22 protein-coding genes are annotated in these 22,401 nt (G+C 70.0%); 11 read left to right on the top strand and 11 right to left on the bottom strand.

Features of this window, described 5'->3' with window-relative positions:
- The first annotated feature begins 2 nt into the window (after positions 1-2).
- Complete coding sequence (gene ligD / locus C8D81_RS09490) at positions 3-953, top strand: non-homologous end-joining DNA ligase (protein ID WP_094355170.1); 951 nt, start codon at positions 3-5, stop codon at positions 951-953.
- 9 nt (positions 954-962) lie between these two features.
- Here ligD and C8D81_RS09485 read toward each other — a convergent pair whose 3' ends face one another.
- The 4 genes from C8D81_RS09485 to C8D81_RS09470 all read right to left on the bottom strand — a co-directional run bounded on the left by C8D81_RS09485 (position 963) and on the right by C8D81_RS09470 (position 5,262).
- Positions 963-2,231 (bottom strand): DUF445 domain-containing protein, encoded by a 1,269-nt coding sequence (locus C8D81_RS09485; RefSeq protein WP_229119799.1) that lies wholly within the window; start codon positions 2,229-2,231, stop codon positions 963-965.
- Positions 2,228-3,682, bottom strand: coding sequence for an MDR family MFS transporter (locus C8D81_RS09480; RefSeq protein WP_094355169.1), 1,455 nt, complete (start codon positions 3,680-3,682; stop codon positions 2,228-2,230). Before C8D81_RS09480 ends, C8D81_RS09485 begins: the two co-directional genes overlap by 4 nt.
- On the bottom strand, positions 3,679-4,269 hold the full coding sequence (locus C8D81_RS09475; protein WP_133625988.1) for a PadR family transcriptional regulator: 591 nt from the start codon (positions 4,267-4,269) through the stop codon (positions 3,679-3,681). Before C8D81_RS09475 ends, C8D81_RS09480 begins: the two co-directional genes overlap by 4 nt.
- 63 nt (positions 4,270-4,332) lie before the next feature.
- Entirely contained in the window at positions 4,333-5,262 is a 930-nt protein-coding gene (locus C8D81_RS09470) for a LysR family transcriptional regulator (RefSeq protein ID WP_094355167.1), read from the bottom strand.
- 112 nt (positions 5,263-5,374) lie between these two features.
- On the opposite strand from C8D81_RS09470, the gene C8D81_RS09465 reads away from it, so the two are divergent.
- Together C8D81_RS09465 and C8D81_RS09460 are read left to right on the top strand one after the other, a co-directional pair.
- Positions 5,375-6,388 (top strand): MBL fold metallo-hydrolase, encoded by a 1,014-nt coding sequence (locus C8D81_RS09465; RefSeq protein ID WP_094355166.1) that lies wholly within the window; start codon positions 5,375-5,377, stop codon positions 6,386-6,388.
- Positions 6,389-6,443: 55 nt separating this feature from the next.
- A complete protein-coding gene (locus tag C8D81_RS09460) occupies positions 6,444-7,820 on the top strand; it encodes an MFS transporter (protein WP_094355165.1) in 1,377 nt (458 codons plus the stop codon).
- Positions 7,821-7,823: 3 nt separating this feature from the next.
- On the opposite strand, the gene C8D81_RS09455 is transcribed toward C8D81_RS09460, so the two are convergent.
- Positions 7,824-8,495 carry a metal-dependent transcriptional regulator gene (locus C8D81_RS09455; RefSeq protein WP_166646749.1) on the bottom strand — a complete coding sequence of 224 codons (672 nt, stop codon included), beginning with the start codon at positions 8,493-8,495 and terminating at the stop codon, positions 7,824-7,826.
- Positions 8,496-8,505: 10 nt separating this feature from the next.
- The gene (locus C8D81_RS09450; RefSeq protein WP_229119798.1) at positions 8,506-9,738 is read right to left on the bottom strand and encodes a sodium:proton exchanger; all 1,233 of its coding nucleotides are present in this window, start codon (positions 9,736-9,738) and stop codon (positions 8,506-8,508) included.
- A gap of 351 nt (positions 9,739-10,089) precedes the next feature.
- Here C8D81_RS09450 and C8D81_RS09445 point away from each other — a divergent pair, with 351 nt between their 5' ends.
- Complete coding sequence (locus tag C8D81_RS09445) at positions 10,090-10,821, top strand: DsbA family oxidoreductase (RefSeq protein WP_208109204.1); 732 nt, start codon at positions 10,090-10,092, stop codon at positions 10,819-10,821.
- A 98-nt stretch (positions 10,822-10,919) separates the two neighbouring features.
- Here the strand turns inward: C8D81_RS09445 and C8D81_RS09440 are convergent, their stop codons facing one another.
- Positions 10,920-11,402 (bottom strand): MarR family winged helix-turn-helix transcriptional regulator, encoded by a 483-nt coding sequence (locus tag C8D81_RS09440; RefSeq protein WP_094355162.1) that lies wholly within the window; start codon positions 11,400-11,402, stop codon positions 10,920-10,922.
- A 116-nt stretch (positions 11,403-11,518) separates the two neighbouring features.
- On the opposite strand from C8D81_RS09440, the gene C8D81_RS09435 reads away from it, so the two are divergent.
- Both C8D81_RS09435 and C8D81_RS09430 read left to right on the top strand, forming a co-directional pair.
- Positions 11,519-11,872 (top strand): DoxX family protein, encoded by a 354-nt coding sequence (locus C8D81_RS09435; protein ID WP_166646748.1) that lies wholly within the window; start codon positions 11,519-11,521, stop codon positions 11,870-11,872.
- 35 nt (positions 11,873-11,907) lie between these two features.
- Positions 11,908-13,386: an MDR family MFS transporter gene (locus tag C8D81_RS09430; RefSeq protein WP_094355160.1), complete on the top strand. Its 1,479-nt coding sequence runs from the start codon at positions 11,908-11,910 to the stop codon at positions 13,384-13,386.
- Between the two features lie 20 nt (positions 13,387-13,406).
- On the opposite strand, the gene C8D81_RS09425 is transcribed toward C8D81_RS09430, so the two are convergent.
- Both C8D81_RS09425 and C8D81_RS09420 read right to left on the bottom strand, forming a co-directional pair.
- Complete coding sequence (locus C8D81_RS09425; protein WP_094355159.1) at positions 13,407-14,291, bottom strand: ribonuclease HI family protein; 885 nt, start codon at positions 14,289-14,291, stop codon at positions 13,407-13,409.
- Complete coding sequence (locus C8D81_RS09420) at positions 14,288-15,709, bottom strand: threonine/serine exporter family protein (RefSeq protein ID WP_094355158.1); 1,422 nt, start codon at positions 15,707-15,709, stop codon at positions 14,288-14,290. The genes C8D81_RS09425 and C8D81_RS09420 overlap by 4 nt, the downstream gene beginning before the upstream one ends.
- A gap of 125 nt (positions 15,710-15,834) precedes the next feature.
- Here C8D81_RS09420 and C8D81_RS09415 point away from each other — a divergent pair, with 125 nt between their 5' ends.
- The 5 genes from C8D81_RS09415 to C8D81_RS09395 all read left to right on the top strand — a co-directional run bounded on the left by C8D81_RS09415 (position 15,835) and on the right by C8D81_RS09395 (position 20,503).
- Complete coding sequence (locus tag C8D81_RS09415; RefSeq protein ID WP_208109203.1) at positions 15,835-16,995, top strand: SIS domain-containing protein; 1,161 nt, start codon at positions 15,835-15,837, stop codon at positions 16,993-16,995.
- Positions 16,995-17,954, top strand: a complete 960-nt coding sequence (locus C8D81_RS09410) for a BadF/BadG/BcrA/BcrD ATPase family protein (protein ID WP_133625986.1) — start codon at positions 16,995-16,997, stop codon at positions 17,952-17,954. The genes C8D81_RS09415 and C8D81_RS09410 overlap by 1 nt, the downstream gene beginning before the upstream one ends.
- A 13-nt stretch (positions 17,955-17,967) precedes the next feature.
- The gene (locus C8D81_RS09405; protein WP_133625985.1) at positions 17,968-18,942 is read left to right on the top strand and encodes a 1-phosphofructokinase family hexose kinase; all 975 of its coding nucleotides are present in this window, start codon (positions 17,968-17,970) and stop codon (positions 18,940-18,942) included.
- Positions 18,939-19,772, top strand: coding sequence for a class II fructose-bisphosphate aldolase (locus C8D81_RS09400; RefSeq protein WP_229237950.1), 834 nt, complete (start codon positions 18,939-18,941; stop codon positions 19,770-19,772). Before C8D81_RS09405 ends, C8D81_RS09400 begins: the two co-directional genes overlap by 4 nt.
- A gap of 92 nt (positions 19,773-19,864) precedes the next feature.
- Entirely contained in the window at positions 19,865-20,503 is a 639-nt protein-coding gene (locus tag C8D81_RS09395; protein ID WP_133625984.1) for a dihydrofolate reductase family protein, read from the top strand.
- Positions 20,504-20,523: 20 nt separating this feature from the next.
- Here C8D81_RS09395 and C8D81_RS09390 read toward each other — a convergent pair whose 3' ends face one another.
- Both C8D81_RS09390 and C8D81_RS09385 read right to left on the bottom strand, forming a co-directional pair.
- On the bottom strand, positions 20,524-21,306 hold the full coding sequence (locus C8D81_RS09390) for a cyclase family protein (protein ID WP_094355153.1): 783 nt from the start codon (positions 21,304-21,306) through the stop codon (positions 20,524-20,526).
- A gap of 28 nt (positions 21,307-21,334) precedes the next feature.
- Complete coding sequence (locus tag C8D81_RS09385) at positions 21,335-22,288, bottom strand: AraC family transcriptional regulator (RefSeq protein WP_133625983.1); 954 nt, start codon at positions 22,286-22,288, stop codon at positions 21,335-21,337.
- Positions 22,289-22,401 lie beyond the last annotated feature (113 nt).

Below are 22,401 nucleotides of genomic sequence, written 5' to 3'. Positions count from 1 at the left end.
CCATGGCGACGAAGTCCGAGGCGGTCGAGCTCGAGGTGGGTCCGCGCACGGTGCGCCTCAGCAGCCCCGATCGGGTCTACTTCCCCGAGCAGGGGTGGACGAAGCTGGACGTCGCCAACTACTACCTGTCGGTGGGGGACGGGATCGTCCGGGCGCTGCGGGAGCGGCCCACGATGCTGCACCGCTTCCCGAAGGGGCTGGCCGGCAAGAAGGTGCACCAGAAGCGGTTGCCCGCCGGTGCCCCGGACTGGGTGGACACCGTCGAGCTGTTCTTCCCCCGCTACGGACTGACCGCCGACGAGCTGTGCGTCACCGAGCTGGCCCAGGTGATCTGGGCGGTGCAGATGTCCACCGTCGAATTCCATCCCTGGAACTCCCGGCGCGGCCACGTGGAGCAGCCCGATGAGTGGCGGATCGACCTGGACCCGATGCCGAACTGTCCCTTCGAACGGGTGCAGCGGGTCGCGCATGTCGTGCAGGAGGTGCTCGACGAGCTCGGCATCACCGGTTACCCGAAGACCTCCGGCGGCAAGGGTCTGCACGTCTACGTCCGGATCCGTCCCGACTGGGGTTGGCAGGACGTCCGCCGGGCCGCGCTCGCGTTCGCGCACGAGGTGGAACGCCGGGCGCCGAGCGAGGTGACCACCGCCTGGTGGCGGAGGGACCGGCCCGATGATGTGGTCTTCGTCGACTACAACCAGAACGCCCGCGACCACACGATCGCTGCGGCGTACTCCGTGCGCGGGGTGCCGGCCGGTACGGTCTCGACCCCGATCCGGTGGGACGAGGTCGACGAGGTGGACCCGCGGGACTTCACGCTGGCGAGCGTCCCGGCCCGGTACGCCGAGCTGGGCGACCTGACCGCCGGGATCGACGAGGTGGCCTACGGTCTGGAACCGCTGCTGGAGTGGGCCGATCGGCAGGGCGCCGAGCTCCCCGACACCGACGCCTGAGCCGCGCGGTCAGAGCAGCGGAGCGATCAGCACCGAGACGGTGTGGATCGCCAGACCGGCCAGCGCACCGACGACGGTGCCGTTGATCCGGATGAACTGCAGGTCCCGGCCGACGAACAGCTCGATCCGCCGGCTGGCCTGGTCGGCGTCCCAGCGTTCGACGGTGTGCGAGATGACCTGGGCGACGTCGGCACCGTAGCGCTCGACCAGGAAGCCGGTGATGTCGGCGAGCCGGGCCTCGAGTCGTTCCCGCAACGCCGTGTCGGTGGCCAGGTTGTGCCCCAGTTCGGCGAGCCAGCCGTCACCGCGCCGCCACAGTGTGGACTCCCGATCGGCCATCGCCTCCAGCAGCGAATCGCGGACCGACTGCCACAACGAGACGGCGGTGCTGCCGATCCCGGGATGGGACAGCAGGCGTTCCTTCAGCGCCTCACCGCGGCGGCGCACCGAGGCATCGTGCTGCAGGTCGTCGGCCAGCGTCGCGAGCATGTCGTCGATGGCGATCCGGGCCGGATGGTCGCGGGTGTCGCGGACATTGCGCACCCACTCCAGGGCCTGCTTGTAACCCCAGTCGACGACCCGGCGATCGACCCAACCGGGGCTCCAGCTGGGTGCGCGTTCCCCAACCACAGCAGTGAATTTCTCCGGATGGCGGAGCAACCAGGAGTGGATCTCGCCGAATGCCAGGTCGACCAGCCCGCGGTGCGCATCGTCGGCGACGATGCCCTCCAGGAAGGCGCCGGCGATCGGGGACAGCTCCTCGGTGCGCAACCGCGGCAGGGCCACATCGTCCACCAGGGAACGGATGTCGTCGTCGGGGATGCGGCGCAGCACCACCTCGCCCAGGCTGGTCGCCTCGGTCAGCACGCGTTGCCGGTTGCGGTCATCGGCGAGCCAGTCGGCGACCTTGGTGCCGATCTCGGCCGAGGCGAGCTGCTCGCGGAACACGTCGGCGGTGAGGAAGTGTGCGGTGACGAACTGCTGCAGGCTGCGGCCGAGTTCGTTCTTGCGCCGCTTGACCAGGGCCGTGTGCGGGATCGGGATGCCCAGCGGGTGCCGGAACAGGGCGGTGACGGCGAACCAGTCGGCGAGCGCACCGACCATGCCCGCCTCGGCGGCGGTGTTCACGAAGCCGAGCACGCTCTCCGCCGGCCGGCCGAGGGTGAGCAGATAGACGATCGCGGCGAACACGAGCAGCGAGGTCGCCACGAACCGCATCCGCCGGAGGCCGGCCCTGCGTTCCTGGTCGCCGGGGGCCTCCAGCAGATCGGTGGTCACCGCTCCATGGTGCCGCGCGGGCGCGGCGGTTCCAACATCAGCACCGCGATCAGCCCGATCAGCGCGATCGCGGCCGGCAGCAGGGTGGCCTGCCCCATCGCCAGGGTGAAGGAGTTGGCGGCGGCGGTCGGATCCGGCGGCCCACCGGCGGCCATCTCCGCCGCGATCCGGGACTGCATCGCCGTCGCGATGCCGGCCGAACCGAGGACGGCGCCGAGCTGGCGGGTGGTGTTGTAGACCCCGGCCCCCGCGCCCGCGCGATGCGGGGGCAGGTTGCGGGTGGCCGAGACCGACAGCGGCCCCCAGATGCCGGCATTCGCGACACCGATCAGGAAGGCGGGCAGCAGCAGCCAGAGCACCGACCAGCCCGGTCGGATGACCAGCGCCTGGATCACCAGGCCGGCGCCCATCAGCACGAAGCCCGCGACGGCGTACCACTTCGGGTCGTGCCGGTCGATCAGCTTGCCGGCGAGCGGCGCCAAGGCCCCGGAGGCCACCGCCATCGGCAGCGTGAGCAGGGCGGCCAGCGTCGGGGTGAGGCCGCGGATGTTCTGTGTGTACAGCATCATCGGGAACACCATCGAGGTCACCATGGCGCCCATCGAGGCGATTCCCAGGTTGGCCGCGGAGAAGTTGCGATCCTTGAACAGATCGAGCGGGACGAGCGGCTCGCCGCGCTGTTTCGCCTGCCACAGCACGAACAGAGCCATCACCACGACACCGGTGATGATCAGCCCCCAGACCGAGATCGGGCCGGCGATCGTGCCCCAGTCGTAGTTCGAGCCCTCCTCGATGCCGAAGACCAGGCAGAACATGCCGACGGCGCTGAGCACCACCCCGACCAGGTCGAAGCGGTGCTGATGCTTCTCCAGGGCCGGAGCGTTGCGCAGCACCATCCAGAAGCCGATCAGGCCGACCGGCAGGTTGACGAAGAAGATCCAGCGCCAGCCCAGGCCGTCGACGAGTACGCCGCCGAGCAGCGGGCCGATCAGGGTCGCGACGCCGGCGGTGGCGCCCCAGATGCCCATCGCCGCGCCGCGGCGGTGCGCCGGGAAGAGCCGGGTGATGAAGGCCATCGTCTGCGGGGTCATCATCGCCGCGCCCAGGCCCTGCACCACCCGGGCGACGATCAGCACCTCGATGTTCGGGGCGAATCCGCAGGCGGCCGAGGCGAGCGTGAAGACGGTCAGCCCGATCAGATAGAGGTTCTTGGGGCCGAAGCGGTCACCGAGCCGGCCGGTGATCAGCAGGGGCACCGCGAAGGCCAGCAGATAGGCGCTGGTCACCCAGACGACCATGCCGACATCGGCCTGCAGCCCCTGCATCAGTGCCGGGGTGGCGATCGAGACGATCGTCTGGTCGACCAGGATCATGAAGAAGCCGAAGAGCAGGGACCACAGCGCGGGCCAGGCCTGCGCGGATTCCCTCTCCTGGGTGGCCTGGGTGGTCATGCGTCGTCCTTCGCAGCGGTTCGGGTGGGCAGGGTGGTCCAGTCGATCTCGCCGGCCGCGATGGCCGCCGCGGTGCGGGCGCACCAGTCACGTTCGGCGCCGGTCGAGTGCCGGATCAGGTCGAGGTCGAGCCAGAAGCGACGCGGCAGGGCGCGCTCGTCGAGGAGCCCGGCGACCAGGTCCAAGGTCTCCAGCCGGCTGTCCAGGGCGACCGTGCGCTCCTGCAGCATCATGGCCGCCTCGTCGGCCGGCAGGTTGTGCATCTCACCGACCGCGACCGGGAACTGGGGGTATTCCTGCACCGGTTCGCGCAGCAGTTCGCGGATCCGTTCGTCGAGCCGGTGCCGGCCCTCGGCGGTGATCCGGTAGACGGTCCGCTCCGGCCGGTTGCCCGCGCTCTCGGTGCCCAGTTCGGCCAGCAGGCCGGCCTCGGCGAGCCGGTTGATCGTGTGGTAGAGCGTGCCGGCGCTCAGCTTGACGGTCTGTTCCTCACGCCGTGCCCGCATGGTCGCGTACACGTCGTAGGGGTGCCGCGGCTGCTCGGCGAAGATCGCCAGCGCGGCGATGGCGAGCGGGTTGAGCTGCACGAGTCCTCCAAGCTGGATATTCCAGATGGAATATACGCGGGCAGGGCGCGCGGTTCAAGGGGATCACCGGTTCGGGTTGTTCTGGATCTGACCGGTGGAGATCCCGATCGAGCGGAGACTGGCGAAGACGGCTTCGGCACGCGCGGTGAGGCTGACATCGGGGCGATGGGCCACCACGACCGAGTTCTCCGGCAAGGGATCGGTGAGCGGGATGTAGACCAGCGGCCACCCCTCGATGCTGTCGTGCCGCATCACCCGGGCCATCGTGATGGTGTACCCCATGCCGCGCGCCACGAGTGAGCGTACGGTCTCGATATTTGCCGTACTGGCAAGGATCCGCGGCGTCAGGCCGCGGTCGCCGAAGAGCGCGAGGGTGGCTTCGGCGTGGGGTCCGATGTCCAGCAGGACGAGTCGCTCCTCGACCAGTTCCGCCAGGCGCAGCCCGCGGCGCCGACCGAATCGGTGGCGCGGGGAGATCTGCACCCGAGACTTTGTCGGCATCAATCGGATGAACTCCAGATCGGAATCGACCTGGCTCTCGAACATGCAGGCCAGCTCGAGATCGCCCTCCCGCAATCGCGCCTGGAGTTCGTCGGCCGGGGACTCCAGCACCTCGACCTGCAGTTCGGGGTAGGTCTGCTCCAACCGCTCCAGCAGTTCGGGGATCAGGGTGGGAGAGAGTGAAGGGAAGCAGCCGACACCGACGGAGCCGACGAGCTTGCCGTGCAGCTGGTTCGCGATCGTGCTCAACTCGGTCACCGCGGTGTGGATCTCCCGGGCCTGCGCCACCACCGCGCGACCCGCCGGCGTGAGCGCGGCACCCTTGGCACGGCGACGCACGGTGAGGGGTACGCCGATGACGTGCTCCAGTTCGTCGAGACCGAGTGAGAGGCCGGTCGGTGACATGTGCAGGGCCCGGGCGGCGGCCTGCAAGGACCCGTGGTCGGCAACGGCCACCAGGAAGCGCAGCTGGCGCAGGGTCGGCTCATTCATCTGCTGATCATAGGTAACTGCCCTGTTTTCGGTGGTTTTCAAAGGGTTTTCCGGCTTCGCACAATGTTTCGCATCGGCGCAGTACGGACGCTGACCCTGCAAGGAGGCAGATGTGACAGCTCGGCACCCGCTCTCGGTGATCACCCTCGGCACCGCCGGCGGTCCCCGCTACTGGGGCCCGCGGCCCCGCAGCGGAATCGCGACGGCGATCGTCGTCGGCGACGCGACCTACCTCATCGACGCCGGTTACGGCGCGGCCGGTCAGCTGCACCGAGCCGGCCTCGGCTTCGAATCGCTGCGCGGGGTGCTGCTCACCCATCTGCATTCCGATCATGTCGTCGACCTGCCCGGGGTGATGATGTTCGGGCAGACGGCGATGGAGCGCTACCCGGACAACCCGCTGCCGATCTACGGACCCGGCGACCGCGGTGCCCTGCCGCCGATCTCGGCCGGCGCCACCAGCGCCCCCGAGCTGCCGAACCCGCAGCACCCGACACCGGGTACCGCCGAGATGGTCGACCTGCTGATCCATGCCTTCGGCACCGATTACACCGACCGGATCCGCGACTCGCTGAAGCCGAACCCGAAGGACGTCTTCCGGGGCGTGGACATCGAGCTGCCGGCCGGGACCGGGTTCCACCCGAACGAGAACCCGCACCCGGCGGATTTCGAACCCTTCCTGGTGCACAGCGACGATCGGGTGCAGATCACCGCCACCCTGGTGAAGCACGCCCCGATCGCACCGGCGTTCGCGTACCGGATCGACACCGAGGAGGGATCGGTCGTCGTCTCCGGCGACACCGCGCCCAGCGACAACCTCGTCCGGCTCGCCCGCGGTGCGGATCTGCTGCTGCACGAGGCCATCGACCTGGACACGATCGCCGCCATCTACGGCCGCCGCAGGCCCGAAGGCGTCGACGCCATCATGCGGCACCACCGGAACGCCCACACCACCCCCGCGGCGGCGGGTGAGATCGCGGCACGTGCCGAGGTCGGCGCCCTCGCTCTGCACCACATCGCCCCCGGCGACGCGGATCCCAGCGTCTGGCTGGCCGCCAAGTCGACCTTCGGCCGGACCGTGCTGGTCCCGGACGACCTGCAGATCATCCCCATCGATCGGCACTGAAGTTCCATTCCACCGGACGGCCCGACCGGGCCGTTCACCGCAGAAAGGACGCCCGATGTCTACAACGGCGCAGACACCGGCAACACTCAACACCCCGCAGATGCGGCGCATCCTGGCTTCGGCCTTCCTCGGCAGTGCGATCGAGTTCTATGACTTCGCACTCTTCTCCATCGCTGCGGCGCTGGTCTTCAACAAGGTCTTCTTCGCCGGCATGGATCCGGTGGTCGGCACCTTCGCCTCGTTCATGGCACTGGCCACCGGATATGTCGCCCGGCCGCTCGGCGGGGTCATCTTCGGCCACTTCGGCGATCGCATCGGGCGCAAGAAGATGCTGGTGCTGTCGATGCTGCTGATGGGTGCTGCCACCGTCGCCCTCGGTCTGCTGCCCGGATCGGCGCAGATCGGTGCCCTGGCCCCGATCCTGCTGGTCACCCTGCGGGTCGTCCAGGGCATCGCTGTCGGTGGTGAATGGGGCGGGGCGGCGACCCTCGCGCTCGAACACGCGCCGGGTGGGCGCCGCGGTCTGGCCGCGACCTTCGCCAGCTCCGGCGGTCCCGCAGGCGTACTGCTCGCGACGCTGGTCACCTCGGCCTTCACGCTGCTGCCGCAGCAGCAGTTCCTCGCCTGGGGGTGGCGGATCCCGTTCCTGCTCAGCCTGGCGCTGGTGATCATCGGCCTGTGGGTCCGCTCCTCGGTCGCGGAGAGCCCGATCTTCGTCGCCGCCACCAAGAAGGTGGAGGAGCGCCGCATCCCGATCGCGGAGGTGCTGCTGAAGCACCCGAAGATGGTCGTCGTCGGCATCCTGGTGGCCTCCGCGCAGTTCACCGTCGGCGGCATCATGACCGTCTGGGCGGTCTCCCGGGCCGTGCAGAGCGGAGCGAACCAGACCCAGGTGCTGAACATCAAGGCCGGCTCCGCGGTCATCGTGCTGATCGTGACCTTCACCGCCGCGGCCCTGTCCGACCGCTACGGCCGCAAACTGATCATGGCGATCGGCATGATCGGGATGGCGCTGTTCACCTACCCGGCGCTGGTCCTGGTGGAATCCGGGTCGGTACGCAACTTCGCGATCGCCCTGGTGGTCGCCCAGATCTTCCAGTCGATGACCTTCGGGCCGCTGGCCGGCTACCTCTCCGAACTGTTCCCGACAAAGGTCCGGTTCACCGGTGCCTCGCTCACCTATCAGGGCGGTTCCACCCTCGGTGCCGGGTTCTCCCCGGCCATCGCGACCGCGGTGATCGCCGCCGGCGGCGTCGGTGCCCTGGCGGGTGCCTGGAGCGGGCTGCTGGTGCTCTGCCTGCTGGCGCTGCTCCTCGGCTCGCCGCGGGGTCGGGACAGGATCGACCTCGAGGCCATCGACGAGCAGGAGGCGGCGGAGGACGCGGTGGCACCGGTCGCTCCGGAGCCGAAGACCGGCTCGGCGGCCGGATGAGCCTCAGCCCTCCGGTGCGACCCGGATGGCGTTGGCGGTGGACCAGCTGAGGTGGATCGCGTCGTCGCCGACGGTGACCCGGATGGCGTCGGCGGCCTCGTTGACCTCCTCGACCTGCAACCCGGTCCCGACGGTGACGTGCAGTCCCTCCAGGTGCCGGAGCACCTCCGGGGACCGGTCGGAGACCCGGATCACCCGCACCCGATCGCCGGGTGCGGTCTGGCTGAGCGCCTGGTCCGCGGTGACCGTGAGATTGCCGTCGCGGTCCGGGATCGGGTCACCGTGCGGGTCGTGGCTGGGATGGCCGAGCACGTCGTCCATCCGGTCCAGCACCAGATCGGAGACCGCGTGCTCGAGCCGGTCGGCCTCGTCGTGGACCTGGTCCCAGGGCACCCCGAGCTCGCGGACCAGATAGGTCTCCAGGATCCGATGCCGGCGTACGATCTCGACCGCGATCGCGCGACCCGGCTCGGTCAGGCTGATCGAACCGTACGGCTCGTAGTCCAGGAAACCATCCCGGGCGAGCTTCTTCAGGTTCGCCGAAACGGTCGAGGGCGTCACGCCGAGTTGGGCCGCCAGATCCGAGGTGGTCGGCGTGCCGCCGGGCCACTCATGGGCCTTCCAGATGAGCGTGACATAGTCCTCGACCACCCGGGTGACCGCAGGATGAGGCATCCCGGTCATTCTAGGAGCGATTCCCCGCACCGGCGGTGACCGATTCGCGTTCCGGGGCGTCGGCCACCGCCTGCGCCTTCTTGAACGGTGCGGCCAGGGTCGCCAGGATGTCGCGCCGATGGGCGATCAGGAAGCCGAGGGCGAACACCGTCTGGATCGCGCTCAACACGTACCGGCCACCGGTATCGGTGACGAAGAACTGCACCGCGAACAGCACCGCCAGCCCGATCGCCGACCAGAGCCGGAACCGCAGCGCGATGATGATCGCCACACCCAGCACCGTCTGGGTCGCGGTCAGCACGAACTCCTCGACCTGCCGCCCGTCCAGGGGCAGCGCGGTGGTGCCGCCACCGATCCAGTACGCCACCGGCAGCGAACCGACCAGCAGGCTCCACTGGTTCACCTTGGAGGCGATCAGGGTGCCGATCGCCGCGGCCCCGTGGCCGCGGAGGGCGAACATCACCGCGATGATGAACTCCGGCGCCTCGGAGGCCAGCGGTGCCAGCCACTGCACCAGGAAGTAGCTGTCGATGCCGAGCGAGGTGCCGGAGGCGACCAGTGCCTCGGCGAACGGTTCGGCGGAGGTGAGGATGATCGCCGCGGAGACCAGGAACAGTGCCACCACGGTGATCCGCCGGGGCCGCGTCGGCATTCCCGCGATCAGCGCCGCGGCGCCGACGAACTCCTCCTCCTCGTCCTCGTGCACCCGGCTGGCGCGCCACAGATACAGCGCGAACATGGCGATCAGCACGAGACCGAACCACAGCGGAATGCTGCCCAGCAGCGGAATCGCGAACGCGATCACCGACAGCACGGCCAGGAACCCGATGTCGAGGCGCGCCTCGCCGGGGAGTCTGAGGAACCGGTTCAGCCCCGCGCCACCGGCGTCGGCGGACTGGCGGCGGCGCGCCACCACCAGGGCGACGATCACCACCAGCGGCCAGCCGAAGCCGAGCAGCAGCCGGTTCGAACCGGTCATGTTCGCGGCGGCGAAGTGCGTGTACGCCGGATCGGAGCCGGCGCGGAAGGCGTAGTAGAGGTCGACCGCGTACTCGGGCAGCACCGCGATCAGCGCGAGCAGGGCGATCGCCAGGGTGCCGGAGATGTCCTTCTGCGCCGCCTCGGCGGCCCAGGCGAGCAGGAAGGCGGCGGCCACCACCGCCGCTCCGAAGATGAACAGGTCGGCGACCGGGGTGAACTCGATCCCGGTCACGCGCATGGCGATCGCGGGGGCTGCGATCACCAGACAGAGCAGAATGCGTCGGACGAGAGCCGCTGGCATGACTTGCCTTTCTCAGCAGCTGCCATGGCCTCGGATGGGGGTCCTCGGCCACGACAACATCGGCCGAAGGTCTCGCTCGCCTCACCGGAGGTGCTACGCCGGGCAGCCATCCGCGGCCGCCATTGTGTCGACGCAACTCACCCGGACCGACGCCCGAGCGGAACTACTCCCCTTCGCGCAACAGGCTTTCGCGCGCGGTGCGGGTGTGTCTACGGACAACTGAATGTTTGATGAGCCAAACCTTGGTTCGGGACGGTTGGGGGCCTGGCGTCGGCGACGGAATAGTTGGTCCAGTGAAATAGTTTTGGTGGCATGACTGAACCGATCCGTACGAACAACGACACCTTGACGATCGAGGTCTGGTCCGATGTGGCCTGCCCGTTCTGCTATCTCGGTGAGCAGAACCTCGAACTGGCGCTGGAGTCCTTCGCGCACCGCGACCAGGTCGAGATCGTGGCCCGCAGCTTCGAACTCGACCCCACCGCCCCGGTCGGCGAACACCGCCCGATGGTCGAGGCGCTGGCCGAGAAGTTCGGCACCAGCCCCGCCCAGGTGGCGGCGATGCAGCGCGGGATCGCCGAGCGCGCCAAGGCCGCCGGCCTGGCGTACGACACCAGTGACGCCCAGATCACCAACACCTTCGACGCGCACCGGTTGGTGCACCTGGCCGCCGAATCCGGCAAGGGGATGGAGCTGCTGCGCGCGCTGATGCAGGGCTACTTCGCCGAGGGTCTGCGCGCCGGCGACCCGGACGCGCTGGTCGCCGTCGCCCGCCGGGTCGGCCTCGACGAGACCCGGGTGCGCGAGGTGCTCGCCGGCGACGACTACGCCGACGCCGTCCGTGCCGACCAGCAGCGGGCCCGCTCGATCGGGGTGAGCGGAGTGCCGTTCTTCCTGATCGCGGATCGGTACGCCCTCTCCGGTGCGCAGCCGGTGGCGACCTTCGCCTCCGCACTCGATCAGGCCTGGGCCGCCGAACACCCGATCCAGGTCATCGGGGATGCCGACGGCGCCGTCTGCACCGACGACTCCTGCGCGATCTGACCCGGCCCCACGTTGGTTGAGCGAGCGGCGAAGGAGCGAGTCGAAGCCATCGGTGAAACCCCCCTTGCCTGCATGAAACCCCTGCTGCAGTGGGGGTTTCACGCATCTGAGGGCGGTTTCACGCTGCGGGGGTCTGGTGCTCGAACCAGTCGGGTGTCGATGAGGGTGCGCAGCTCCTCGCACTCGCGGGCATCCAGCGAACCGATCACGGGGGCGCCGTCGAGCATCGCCGGGGCGAGCGCGGTCCGTACCGCGCGGCCGCGGGTGGTCAACGACAGCCGGCGGGCGCGCCGGTCGTCGGGGTCCGGTTCGCGGGTGATCAACCCGGCCCGCTGCAGCTGATCGGCGAGCGCGGTGAGGTGGGAGGGTTCACAGGCGGTCGCCTCGGCGGCGTGCTGCATCCGCATCGGCTCCTCGAGGATCAGCAGCAGCCGGGCCTGCGGGGCGCTGATCTCGAAGTCGCGGGCCACCTGCTCGATGTGGCGGCGCAACTCGATGCTGGCCCGCAGCAGGGCGTCCAGGGCGTCCATCCGGGCGCGGTCCTCCCTCGTGCGGGATGTGGCACCGGCTCTGGCGTTCATGCCTCCCCTTCCTCTCCACCATCTCAGATTACTTGGTTCAGTGAAGGAATAACTTCATTGAGTGAACTGTTGGGCTCGTCGTGGTATTCCTGCCACCCGATCTGGAGGTATCCCTCGTGACCATCACGACCATCATTCTCACCGCCCTGCTGACGCTCGGCTTCCTCGGGGCAGGTGTCGGCAAACTGCGCCGCAGCCAGCCGGTCACCGGCACCCTGGAAGGCCTCGGTGTGAGCCCCGGGCTGCAGCGGACGATCGGCATCCTCGAGGTGCTCGGCGCGATCGGCGTCATCGTCGGGCTCTTCCTGCAGCCGCTCGGCATCCTGGCCGCCATCGGCCTGGTGCTGATGATGATCGGCGCGATCATCTTCCACCTGCGCGCCAAGGACAGTGTCAAGAACTCCGCCGGCGCCCTGGTGCTGCTGGTGTTCTCCGGCCTGGTGCTCAGCCTCCAACTGATCACCGCCTGATCGCCCCACCCGAGTTCGGCAGAGGTACGCCTGAGATGTTCGGTTCGATTCCCTACAAGTGGCTGGTGGCGGTGGCCTTCGTCACCGGCCTCTTCCTCGAGATCCTCGACATGACGGTGCTGAACACCGCCCTGCCGATCCTCGGTGAGCACTTCGGTGCCGACACCGCCACCCTGCAGTGGCTGGTCACCAGCTATCTGATCAGCCTGGCGGTGTTCATCCCGGCCTCCGGCTGGGTGGCCGACCGGTTCGGCGACAAGAACACCTTCGTGCTCGCGCTCGCCATCTACACCGCCGCCTCGCTGTGGGCCGGGCTCGCCAACTCGGTCCCCGAGTTGCTGATGGCCCGGATCACCCAGGGCGTCGGTGGCGGTCTGCTCACCCCGGTCGGTACCGCGATGCTGTTCCGCGCGTTCCCGCCGCACGAACGGGCCCGGGCCTCGGCCATCCTGGCCATCCCGACCACCCTGGCACCCGCCCTCGGCCCGGTGCTGGGTGGCTGGCTCGCCGACAACATCTCCTGGCGCTGGGTCTTCCTGCTCAAGGTGCCGGTCGGCGTACTCGGCCTGATCTTCAGCATCCTCGCGCTCAAGGCGGGGGAGAAGGTGGCCCGCGATCGGCTCGACGTGGCCGGTTTCCTCACCGGTGGTGCCGGCCTGGCGACCCTGCTCGTCGGCATGGAACGCGGCGCCCGGGAGGGCTGGAGCGACGTGCCCGCACTCGCGCTGGTCGCCACCGGGGTGCTGCTGGCCACCGCCTTCGTGATCATCGAACGCCGGGTCAAGGCGCCGCTGATCGACCTGAAGCTGCTCCGCAACCGGATGTTCCGGATCGGCAACCTGATCATGCTGCCCGCCGCCGGTGCGACCATGGGCGCGCTGTTCGTGGTGCCGATGATGGTGCAGACCACGATCGGGCTGTCGGCCACCGAATCCGGTCTGCTGACCATGTTCCAGGCCTTCGGCATGCTGGTGATGCTGCCCTTCACCAACCGCGTCTTCCAACGGGTCGGCCCGCGCAGGATGATGATCGGCGGGTTCGCCGCGATCACCCTCAGCCAGGTGCTGTTGTCCTTCGTCGGTCCGGAATCCAGCCTCTGGCTGATCCGCGCGGCGATGTTCGTGATGGGTCTGGCCGGTGCGTTCATCATGGTGCCGGTGCAGGCGGCCGCGTTCTCCACCATCTCCGGCAAGGACACCGCACGCGCGACCGCACTGTTCTCCACCACCCGCCAGGTCGCGGCCGGCGTCGGGGTCGCGGTGCTGGCCACCACGCTCACCGTCCGGCTGGCCACGCATCTCGGTTCGCTGACCGGGCCGGTGACCGAGGCGGCCCGCGTCCAGGCCGCGTTCGCGGCGTACCACGACGTGTTCCTGGTCGGTGCGGTGCTGGCCGCTCTCGGCGTGCTGGTTTCGTTCTGGGTCAGGGATTCCGAGGCGGCGGCGAGCCGTACGCCGGTACCGGCCAAGGCGGTCGATCCGGTCACCCCGGTGACCGAGGCCGAACCCGGCTGAGGCGTACGCCCCCCGGGGCCTCAGGCCTCGGGGGTGCCCTGCTGGAAGCGCTGCACCCAGTCGTTGTCGGAGCGCACCCACACCGAACTGCGCAGCGTGCTCCGGGCGTCGCTGACCGCCCGCCAGAGCAGCAGCACCTGATCGGTGGCCGGGCGCTGGGCCTCGACCAGTTCGAGGTCGGTGGGTTCGGCGAGCGGGCCGATCGAGCTGAGCAGCTCGGCCCGCCGCCAGATGCGGCCCGAGGCACCGATCTCGCACCAGTCGGGGTGCAGCAGCGCCGCCACCCGGCTCGGGTCGGCGCGGACCGCGTCGGTGAGCAGCGAGCGTTCCAGCTCCACCACCCGCTCCTCGGCGGCGAGGTCCTCGTCCAGCTCCGGCAGCTCGAACAGGGTCGGAATCTCCTCGGTCTGGTTCGGGCGCACCTGCGGATGCGCGGACGAGCCACCGGCGTACCCGGGCCCGGTCGCCGGTTCCTTTCCCTGCTGGTACGCCACCGCGGCCGCCCGGGCGCGCGCATCGGCGGCCTCGTTCAGCTCATGCCCGGCGTGCCCCTTGACCCACTCGAACACCACCCGGCGCCCCTGCATCGCCTGATCGAGGGCCTTCACCAGCTCGACGTTCTGCACCGGTTTGCCGTCACCCTTGCGCCACCCGCGCCGCTTCCAACCCGGGGTCCACTTCGAGATCACGTTGATCGCGTACTGGCTGTCGCACAGCACCCGGAGATCCTCGGTGACGTGCGCGGTCTGCTGCAGCAGATCCAGCACCGCCATCAGCTCGCCCATGTTGTTGGTGCCGTGCGGCCAACCACCCGCCGCCCAGCAGTCGTCGTCGACGTACCAGGCCCACCCGGCCGGTCCGGGATTGCCGAGGGCCGAGCCGTCTGCTGCCGCGGTGATCGTCACCGCGCGATCTTCCCATGTCGGCGGAACCGGCGCTTCCCACCACGCCAGAACTGGCGGGTCATCGGCCGGGTCAGATAGGTACCGAGGCTGGAGCCGGCGGCCAGCGCCAGACCGACACCCGCGGCGGTCATCAGCGTCACCATCCCGGTCACGGTGTCCACCGCGGCCTGGTTGCTGGTCAGCAGCAGGACGCCGCGATAGACCATCGAGCCGGGCATCAGCGGCACGATCGCGGCGGTGATCAGCGCCAGTGCCGGTACGCCGAGCCGCGGCGCGAGCGTCCGGGCGATCACCGCCGACAGCACCGCGGCGACCGCGCAGGAACCGATCTCGCCGAAGCCGAGCCCGCCTGCGGCCAGATAGGCGAGCAGGGTGGCCACCCCGAGCAGCGAGGCGACCCAGACCGCGCGCAGGCTGGCGTGGCAGGCGACCGCGAAGGAGGCGGAGATGATCAGCGAACCGATCACCAGCTGCACCGGGCCCGCGACCAGCTGCGGGGCCGCCGGGGTGAGCAGCACCGAGACACCCAGCCAGGTGCCGAGCCGGAGCATCACCAGCAGCCCGGTGACGATGCCCAGGGTCAGCACCACCACCTCGAAGGCGCGGGCCGAGGCGGTGACATAGAAACTGTCCAGACTGTCCTGGGCGGCACCGACCACCGACATACCGGCCAGCAGCAACACGATGCCGGCGGTCACCGTCAGCGTCGGTTGGGTCTCCCGCAGCCCCGGCAGTCCCATCGCCTGGGCCCACTGCAGCAGCAGCGTGGCACTGGTCGCGACCGCCGCGCCGACCACCTGCTGGAAGAACGCGGGCACCCGCCGCCGGGCCAGGAATTGCAGGGCGATGTCGATCAGGCAGGTGGCCAGGAAGGTCACCAGCATGACGATCGGCTGCGCACCCCAGAGCAACCCCAGACCGATCGAGACCCCGCCGTTGGAGACCACCACCACCCACCGCCGATAGGGGTGCGGGGCATGGTTCAACCGGCGGAACTGGCCGTTCGCCTCGGCAGCGGTGAGCTCACCGGCCTCGATCTGCTCGACCAGTTCCATCACCCGCTGCACCCGGGTGAAGTCGGTGGTCCGGGCGCGCACCACGCGCAGCGTCGACATCGGCTCACGGTTGCGGGGCTGCCAGGACAGCGTGATCGAGGTGTAGGTGACATCGCAGTTCACCCCGCGCAACCCGTAGGCCCGGGTGATCCGCAGGGCGGTGGTGGTGACGTCGTTGGCCGAGGCGCCGGAGCTGAGCAACAGATCCGAGACATCGGTCGCCAGGTCGAGCACCCGCAGCGCCTGCCGGGTCTCCTCGGCGATCTCGTTCTCCTCCGGCGGAGCGGGCTGTGCCGGAGGCGGTGGCACGACCGCATCACGCAACCGCCGACGCACCCCGCCGAAGAACCCCTGCCGCACCATGTGCCTAGGGTGGCCGCAGGCCCCCACCACTGACAAACCCACGCCGGTGTCGGTCCGTGATCGAGCCGCGGAGGTACGCCGCTATGCTGCGGCGTGGCCGTTCCCAACCTGGTCCAGGAGGCACAGTGGCCGCCGAGAGGTCATCCACAGCAATCGATCCCACCGCCGTCGCATCCACCGCCACCGGAGCCGAGATCGCCCAACAGCCCACCCTGTGGCGACGGGTGGCGGAGATCGTCACCGGTACCGCCGGGGAACTTGGCCCGATCCTGGCGGCCGCCGCCGATCCGGCCCACCGGCTGATCCTCACCGGTGCGGGCTCCTCGGCCTTCGCCGGCGAGGTGATCGCCCCCGAACTGGCCCGCCGGCTGGGCCGCCCGGTCGAGGTGCTGCACAGTACCGATCTGGTGGCCACCCCGGCCCTGTTCGGCGACGACCCGCGGCCGACGGTGCTGGTCTCCTTCGCCCGCAGCGGTGACAGCCCGGAGTCGGTGGCCGCGGTCCGGCTCGCCGATGCCCTGCTGCCCGAGGTGCGGCACCTGGTGGTGACCTGCAATGCCGAGGGTCAGCTGGCCCGCGAGCTGGGGGCCCGGCCGAACGACCGGGTGCTGCTGCTGCCGCCGGAGACCAACGACCGCGGTTTCGCGATGACCTCCTCGTTCACCTCGATGGCGCTGGCGACCCTGCTGGCCTTCGGCGTACCGGTCGACGTCGACGGGCTCGCCCGCACCGCCGAGGACGTGCTCGCTGGGGCGTACGCCAATGCCGAGGCGCTGCTGAGCCGGGAACCGGACCGGTTGGTCGCGCTCGGTTCGGGATCGCTCAAGGGGCTCTCCCGGGAGACCGCGCTCAAGTGTCTGGAGCTGACCGCCGGTGACCTGATGGCGGTGGCGGACTCCTCGATGGGGTTCCGGCACGGGCCGAAGGCGATGCTCACCGACCGGTCGGTCGCGGTGGTGCAGCTGTCGTCGGATCCGGTGACCCGTCCCTACGACGAGGACATCGCCACCGAGCTGATCGCCCGGCTGGGCGCCGACCGGGTCGTCGTGGTGTCCGCGCAGCCGCTGGCCGACGACGCGTTCGCCGGTGCGCAGCGCTGGCAGCTCCCGGGCGCCGAGGCGCAGCCGGATGCGGTGTGGGCGCTGGCCGCGTTGATCAACGCCCAGGCATTCGCCCTCGGCGCCTCGCTGGCCGGTGGGAAGACCCCCGACAATCCCTTCCCCAGTGGGGAAGTGAACCGGGTCGTGCAGGGTGTCCGGATCCACGATCTGCCCGAGGCGCGCTGATGGTTGCTGCGGGTTCGAGCGCGGGCGAGGTCTATCTCGGCGTCGACGGCGGCGGCACCAAGACCGCCTACTGCCTGATCTCCGACGGAGTTCCGATCGCCCACTTCCGCGGTGAGAGCATCCATTACCTGACCCGCGGCATGCACGTCGTGGAACCGGCGCTGCGGCTGGGCATCGGCGAGGTCTGTTCGGTGGCCGGGATCGAACCCGGTGACATCGCCCACGCCTTCGTCGGCATCCCCGCGCTCGGTGAGGTGCGCGACGCGATCGCCGTGCTGGAAGCGATTCCGGGACGGGTGCTCGGCCATGACCGGTACGCCTGTGGCAACGATGTGGTCTGTGGCTGGGCGGGTTCGCTGGGCGGCGCCGACGGTGTCCACGTGGTCTCCGGCACCGGTTCGATCTCCTACGGCCAGTACGCCGGCCAGGACGCCCGGGCCGGTGGCTGGGGTGAGCTGCTCGGCGATGAGGGATCCGGCTACTGGGTCGCGCGGCAGGGGTTGAACGCGTTCACCCGGATGAGCGACGGCCGGTTGCCGCGCGGGCCGCTGCACGAACGACTCGCCGCCGAGCTGGGCATCGACGACGACTTCGATGTGGTCGACGTGGTGCTGAACCAGTGGGGCGAGGAGCGGGCCCGGATCGCCGCACTGAGCGTCACGGTCGTCGCCGCGGCCGAGGCCGGTGACCCGGTCGCCGCCCAGATCCTGCAGGCGGCGGCCCAGGAACTCGCCCGGCTCGCCGATGCGATCGCCGAGCGGCTCGACTGGCCGGCCGGCGAGCAGGTGCCGGTGTCCTATTCCGGTGGGATGTTCAACGCGACAAGGATTTTCGACGAATTCGCGGCGGCCCTGGCCGCCAGTCCGATCGCCTACGACCTGCGTACGCCGGCGTACCCTCCCGACGAGGGCGCCGCCCACTACGCCGCCCGACTGGCCGCGCGCGCCGCCCGCGGCTGACCCGGAGAACACGATGGAGCTGCTCACCGTCACCCTCAATCCCGCCCTCGACCTCACCTACCGGGTGCCGGAACTGGTTGCCGGCGGCTCGGTCCGGGTCGCCGAAGTGACCGGCCGGGCCGGCGGCAAGGGCGTCAACGTGGCCACCGTCGCCCAGGCGCTCGGTGCGACGGCCCAGGCGCTGGTGCTGGTCGGTGGCCCGGGGAGCGACGAACTGACCGACGGGCTCACCGACCTCGGGCTGCGGGCCCGGGCCGTGACGGCGCTGGCGGGGATCCGGCGCACCATCGCCGTGGTACCCGACCAGGGAGAGACGACCATCCTGCTCGAACCGGGCAGCCGGGTCACCGCGCCGGAGGAGGTCGCCGATCAGGTCCTGGAAGAGGCGGCGGCCGCGCTGGCCGAGGGGGTCGGTGCGGTGGTGGTGTCCGGCAGCCTGGCCCCCGGTGTCCCGGCCGAGCTGCCGGCCCGGATCGCGGCGCGCTGCCGGGAGGCCGGGATTCCCTGTGTGGTCGACACATCCGGGGAGGCGTTGGGTGCGGCGGTCGGCTCGGGTGCGGTGCTCAAGCCCAACCGGGAGGAGCTGGAGCAGCTGCGCGGACCGCTGGGTGCCGAGCCGGCGGCGCTGGCCGATGCGGCCGGGGACCTGCTCGCCGGAGGGGCCCCGGCCTGTCTGGTCACCCTCGGTGCGGCGGGCCTGCTGCTGCGCACCCCGCAGGGTGCCTGGCTCGCCCGGCCGCCGGAGCAGATCGCCGGAAACGCCACCGGGGCAGGGGATGCGGCCGCGGCCGCCCTGGCGCTCGGCCTGGCGGAGGTGACCGCTGGCGGCGTACCGGACTGGCCGGTGCTGCTGGCCGATGTGGTCGCCACCTCCGCCGCGGCGGTGCTCTCCCCGGTCGCCGGGGAGCTGGACCTGGCGGCCCGGGAGCGCTGGCTGCCGCTGGTCCGGATCGACGAATTGCCCGTTGCAGAAGGGACGATGCAGTGACGACGACGATGAGCGAGGTGTTGGCGGGGATCGGGAACGGCGCGGTCGGCGCCTACAACGTGATCCTGCTCGAACATGCCGAGGCGATCGCCGGTGCCGCGGCCGATACCGGGATCCCGGTGGTGCTGCAGCTGTCCCAGAACGCCATCCGCTACCACGGTTCGCTGGCGCCGATCGTCCGCGCCTGCCAGGCGCTGGTCGAGGCGAGCCCGACGCCGGTGGTGGTGCATCTGGACCACATCGACGACGAGGAGCTGATCGCCGAGGGGCTCGAGCTGGGTGTCGACTCGGTGATGTTCGACGGTTCGGCGCTCGACTACGCCGACAATGTGTCCGCCACCGCCCGGGTGGTCGAACGCTGTCACGATGCCGGTTGCTGGGTGGAGGCCGAGCTCGGTGAGGTGGGTGGCAAGGACGGCGTGCACGCCCCGAACGTGCGCACCGATCCGGATGATGCGGCCCGCTTCGTCACCGACACCGGCGTCGATGCGCTGGCCGTCGCGGTCGGGTCCTCCCATGCGATGGCCGAGCGGACCGCCGCCCTGGACGACGAGCTGATCGCGGGACTGGCCGCCAGTGCCGGTGTACCGCTGGTGCTGCACGGATCCTCCGGGGTGCCCGACGACGGCCTGGTCAGCGCGGTCCGGCACGGCATCCGCAAGGTGAACATCGGCACGATGCTGAACCAGCTGCTCACCGAGCAGGCGCGGGTGGTGCTCGGTGACAACCCCCGGCTGAGCGACCCGCGGAAATACCTGCGCCCCGGGCGCGACGCCATCCGCGCCGAGGTCGCCCGGATCTCGACGCTGATCGGCCCCCACGCTGGCTGAGCGAGCGAGGAACGAGCGAGACGAAGCCACCCGGGTCGGGGACCGCAAGATGGGAGAAGTCTGCGGCCGCCGGGGTGACTAGCGTCGGTGCCATGTCCCGCACCCGCGTACACAATCTGCAGGTATCCCTCGACGGTTATGCCGCCGGCACCCATGTCACCCGTGACGAACCGATCGGGCAGGCCGGCCAGCTGTTCTCCCGGTTCGACGGCCGGATGATCCATGGCGTCGACAAGGCGGACGCCCCGATCACCCTCGACCGCGCGCTGACCGCGCTGTGGGGCCAGGGCATCGGTGCCGAGATCATGGGCCGGCGCAAGTTCGGACCGCAGAGCGGGCCCTGGCCCGATGACGGCTGGCGCGGCTGGTGGGATGAGGAGCCGCCGTTCGGCACCCCGGTGTTCGTGCTGACCCATCACCCGCGGGAGCCGATGCACTTCGACAACGGCACCAGCTTCCACTTCGTCGAGGGGGCACCGGCCGAGATCCTTGCCCGGGCACAGGATGCGGCGAACGGGCTGGACGTCCGGCTCGGTGGCGGGCCGAGCACCATCCGGCAGTTCCTGGCCGATGACCTGGTCGACTTCCTGCACCTGGTGACGGTGCCGATCGTGCTCGGCGAGGGAACCTCGCTGTGGGACGGCCTCGGTGGTGTGCAGGACAGGTTCGACCTGGAGACCGTCGCGAGCCCGACCGGCCTGATCCACCAGTTCTGGAACCGGAAGGGCTGACCCCGGCCCGGCGGTCAAGGTCAGCTGGTCGCGCGTTCGACGAGGGCGAGCACCCGGGCCGGGGAGCCGGAACCGTTGACGATCGGCAGCGGGGTGGCCACGATCATCGCGCCGGTGGTCGGCAGCTTGTCCACGTTCTTCAGCTGGGTGATCCCGTATTTCCCGGCGCCGAGCATGAACGAGTGGCAGGGGAACGCCGGCTCGAAGGAGTGCGCGATGCCGCCGTCGGTGCCGACGGTCTCCACGCCGATGCCCTGGATCGGGGTCTCCTCGGCCAACCACTGTGCACACTCCGGTGTCATCCCCGGTGAATGCGGACCGGTCTCGCTGTTGCCGAGCGCCTCGTCCTGGTCATAGGTGCGCGGCGCCCAACCGGTGCGCACGATCAGCCAACCGCCCTCGGGCAGCGGCCCGTTCTCCGCCTCCCACGCCTTGACGTGTTCGACGGTCAGCATGAAGTCGACGTCCTGGGCCACCTCGTCGGTGACGTCGATGACCGCCGCCGGACGGAGCAGCTTGTCCGGGGCGACCGAGGCGATGTCCTCCTTGTCCCGCCCGGTCACCCAATGGTTCGGCGCATCGAAGTGGGTGCCGGTGTGCTCACCGGTGCGGAAGTTGTTCCAGTACCAGCCCGGCCCCTGTTCGTCGCAGTCGCTGATCAGTTCCAGCTGGAAGGGCCAGGTCTGACCGAACTCCGGCGGCAGCTGCAGGATCGGGGTCTCGGCGTTCAGCGGTGAGGTCAGGTCGATCACCTCGATCTGGCCGCTGCCGATGGCCTCGGACAGTTGCTGCAGGATCTTCATCGATTTTCCTTCGTTGGTTGGGATCGGGTCAGACGACGTGCCGGTTCAGCGTCGCCGACGGTGACTCGCCGAAGGCCTCGCGATACTCGGTGGAGAACCGGCCGAGGTGGTTGATGGCCAGCTCTCCGGCCACCGCGGTCACCGTGGTCGAACCGGGCGCGGCCAGCTCCAGTCGCTGCCGGGCCAGGTCCAGCCGACGCCGCTTCAACCAGGCGGCCGGTGACTCGTCGAGTTCGGCGCGGAATGCCTTCTGCAGTTGGCGTACACCGACCCCGATACCGGCGGCGACCTGCGGCAGGTCGATCGTCTCGGCGATCCGGGCCTCCATCCAGGCCGTGGCCCGATGCACGGTCGCGGCATTGCCGCTCCGGGTGCGGATCAGCTCGGAATGGTTGTGCGGCTGGGTCAGCAGCAGCGTCGTCAGCACGGTACGCTCCCAGCGCCGCGGGCGCTGCGCGGTCGGGTCGCTCAACTGCTGCCAGAGCCGGCGCACCGAACCGAGCCAGGAGCGCACCGCCGGATCCTCGACCGGCAGCTGGGCCTGGAATCGCAACGGCCCGGCCGGCTCGTCATCGGCGAGCAGGGCGAGCTCCTGCTCGACCGCCTCGCGGTCCAACCAGCACAGCAATTGCGGATTGTGCTCACCCCAGTGCATGTCGACCGCCTCGGTCGGCGAGAGGATCGCCGCATTGGCCGGGGTGGACACGAAATGGTCGGTGCCGTGGTCGATCAGCGCACGGCCGGCCAGTGGCACCATCACCAGATAGAAGTCCTCGAGCCGGCCCGGGGTGATCCGCACCCGATGCCCATAGTCCAGTCCGACGACCGCGACCCCGCCGCTGCGATGGGCGCTGAACCGGACATCCACCCCGTCGGGTCCGGGTTGCAACCGGTGCGGGCAGAAGACCTCACCGATCTCCTCACGCGCGCGTTCCACGGCGGTGGTGTGCAGGGTGCGGCGTTCCAGCACGGCTTCGCGCATCTCGCCCTCCTCACCCGACCACGTTCGTTGTGCGGTGGCTCACACCTTAGGCGGGATCTGTGTCGTTATGAAGACTGTCGACATGATCCCGGCATTGATTCGGTGTGCCGGTC

This window comes from Enemella evansiae (genome assembly GCF_004362375.1).
GTDB lineage: Bacteria > Actinomycetota > Actinomycetes > Propionibacteriales > Propionibacteriaceae > Enemella > Enemella evansiae.
This window is presented reverse-complemented; position numbering and strand designations above follow the sequence as displayed.

Bases quoted from the DNA above. Each gene is read 5' to 3' on its own strand.
- C8D81_RS09480 (WP_094355169.1), bottom strand. From the start codon at position 3,682: ATGACCACCCAGGCCACCCAGGAGAGGGAATCCGCGCAGGCCTGGCCC.
- C8D81_RS09445 (WP_208109204.1), top strand. From the start codon at position 10,090: ATGACTGAACCGATCCGTACGAACAACGACACCTTGACGATCGAGGTC.
- C8D81_RS09410 (WP_133625986.1), top strand. From the start codon at position 16,995: ATGGTTGCTGCGGGTTCGAGCGCGGGCGAGGTCTATCTCGGCGTCGAC.
- C8D81_RS09405 (WP_133625985.1), top strand. From the start codon at position 17,968: ATGGAGCTGCTCACCGTCACCCTCAATCCCGCCCTCGACCTCACCTAC.
- C8D81_RS09460 (WP_094355165.1), top strand. From the start codon at position 6,444: ATGTCTACAACGGCGCAGACACCGGCAACACTCAACACCCCGCAGATG.
- C8D81_RS09470 (WP_094355167.1), bottom strand. From the start codon at position 5,262: ATGAATGAGCCGACCCTGCGCCAGCTGCGCTTCCTGGTGGCCGTTGCC.
- C8D81_RS09420 (WP_094355158.1), bottom strand. From the start codon at position 15,709: ATGGTGCGGCAGGGGTTCTTCGGCGGGGTGCGTCGGCGGTTGCGTGAT.
- ligD (WP_094355170.1), top strand. From the start codon at position 3: ATGGCGACGAAGTCCGAGGCGGTCGAGCTCGAGGTGGGTCCGCGCACG.
- C8D81_RS09440 (WP_094355162.1), bottom strand. From the start codon at position 11,402: ATGAACGCCAGAGCCGGTGCCACATCCCGCACGAGGGAGGACCGCGCC.
- C8D81_RS09430 (WP_094355160.1), top strand. From the start codon at position 11,908: ATGTTCGGTTCGATTCCCTACAAGTGGCTGGTGGCGGTGGCCTTCGTC.
- C8D81_RS09385 (WP_133625983.1), bottom strand. From the start codon at position 22,288: ATGCGCGAAGCCGTGCTGGAACGCCGCACCCTGCACACCACCGCCGTG.
- C8D81_RS09395 (WP_133625984.1), top strand. From the start codon at position 19,865: ATGTCCCGCACCCGCGTACACAATCTGCAGGTATCCCTCGACGGTTAT.
- C8D81_RS09455 (WP_166646749.1), bottom strand. From the start codon at position 8,495: ATGCCTCATCCTGCGGTCACCCGGGTGGTCGAGGACTATGTCACGCTC.
- C8D81_RS09390 (WP_094355153.1), bottom strand. From the start codon at position 21,306: ATGAAGATCCTGCAGCAACTGTCCGAGGCCATCGGCAGCGGCCAGATC.